Origin of the sequence: Pseudomonas sp. D8002 (assembly GCF_013385695.1) — a bacterium.
GTDB lineage: Bacteria > Pseudomonadota > Gammaproteobacteria > Pseudomonadales > Pseudomonadaceae > Aquipseudomonas.
In genome coordinates this window covers 1-1523 of sequence record NZ_JACAPM010000083.1, presented here as the reverse complement: position 1 = coordinate 1523, position 1523 = coordinate 1, and the positions used below count along the sequence as shown (strand labels likewise).

Below are 1523 nucleotides of genomic sequence, written 5' to 3'. Positions count from 1 at the left end.
GGCAAGACGTGCTGAAACTGGAGCGGGTTGGTCTCACCGACAACTTCTTCGAACTGGGTGGCCATTCATTGCTGGCTACACAGATGGTGTCGCGCATCCGCCAACACCTCGGCATGAACCTGCAACTGCGCAAGCTGTTCGAAAATGCCAGCCTCAAGGCTTGCGTGGCTGCGCTTGAGCCAATCCAGGCGGCGATGCCTGCGCGCATTCCAAGGGTGCCGCGTGATCAACCGTTGCCCTTGTCCTACGCCCAGCAACGCCAGTGGTTCCTTTGGCAAATGGAACCCTCCAGTGCGGCGTACCACATCCCTGCGGCGCTACGGATTCATGGCCACCTGGATTTGAAGGCGTTGCAACGCAGCTTAAGCGCACTGGTGCAGCGTCACGAGAGTTTGCGCACGACCTTTGTCCAGAAGGACGAGCGTGCGTTCCAGGTTATCCATGCCGAGTCCGGTCCGCTGCTGACGCCGCAGTTTCTCGACCTGACCTCGGCCAACCAGGCCGAGCAGATCCAGGCGTTTGTTCGCGATCAGATCAGCCGGCCGTTCGACCTGCAGAACGGTCCGCTGCTGCGGGTCGGGCTGCTGCAGGTGGCCGCCGATGAACAGGTGCTGGTGCTGACCCAGCATCACATCGTCTCCGATGGCTGGTCGATGCAGGTGCTGGTGCAGGAACTGATTGAGCGTTATGCCGCCTATAGCCAGGGTGGATCGGTTGAACCGGTGGAGTTACCGATCCAGTATGCCGATTACGCGGTGTGGCAACGCCAATGGATGGACGCCGGTGAGCGTGAGCGGCAGCTGGCTTACTGGACCAACGTCCTCGGCGCTGAACAGCCATTGCTGGAGCTGCCTGCGGACCGTCCGCGACCGGCACGCCAGAGCTTTGCCGGCGCCCGTCTGGCCGTCCAGTTACCGCAGGCATTGGGCCAACAGCTGCGGCAACTGGCGCTGGGTGAAGGTTGCAGCCTGTTCATGCTGTTGCTGGCTTCGTTCCAGGGCCTGCTGCACCGTTACAGCGGCCAGTCGGACATCCGCGTGGGCGTACCGATTGCCAACCGCAACCGGGTCGAGACCGAAGGCCTGATCGGGTTCTTCGTCAATACCCAGGTGCTCAAGGCTGAAGTCGATCCGCAGCAGCGGTTCAGCGAACTGCTGCAACAGGTCAAGACGGCGGCACTGGGCGCCGAGGCGCATCAGGACCTACCGTTCGAGCAATTGGTCGAAGCCTTGCGCCCTGAGCGCAACCTGAGCCATAGCCCGTTGTTCCAGGTGTTGTACAACCACCAGAGCGCCGGCCGCCAAGCCATCCCGCAACTGCCGGGGCTGGTGATCAAGGCCCAGGAGTGGGAAAGCCGTACCGCCCAGTTCGACTTGACCCTCGACACCCTGGACGCCGACGGCGAGCTCAGTGCAACCCTCACTTACGCCACCGACCTGTTCGACGCAAGCACTGCACAGCGTATGGCCGCTCACTGGCTGAACCTGCTGCAAGGTATCGCCGCCGATCCGCAACGGCGCATC

At 62.4% G+C, this 1523-nt stretch carries 1 protein-coding gene; it reads left to right on the top strand.

Annotation, left to right across the window (positions count from 1 at the left end):
• Positions 1-1523, top strand: a 1523-nt coding sequence (locus HX807_RS31485) for a condensation domain-containing protein (protein ID WP_256349622.1), incomplete at both ends; no start/stop codon positions are given.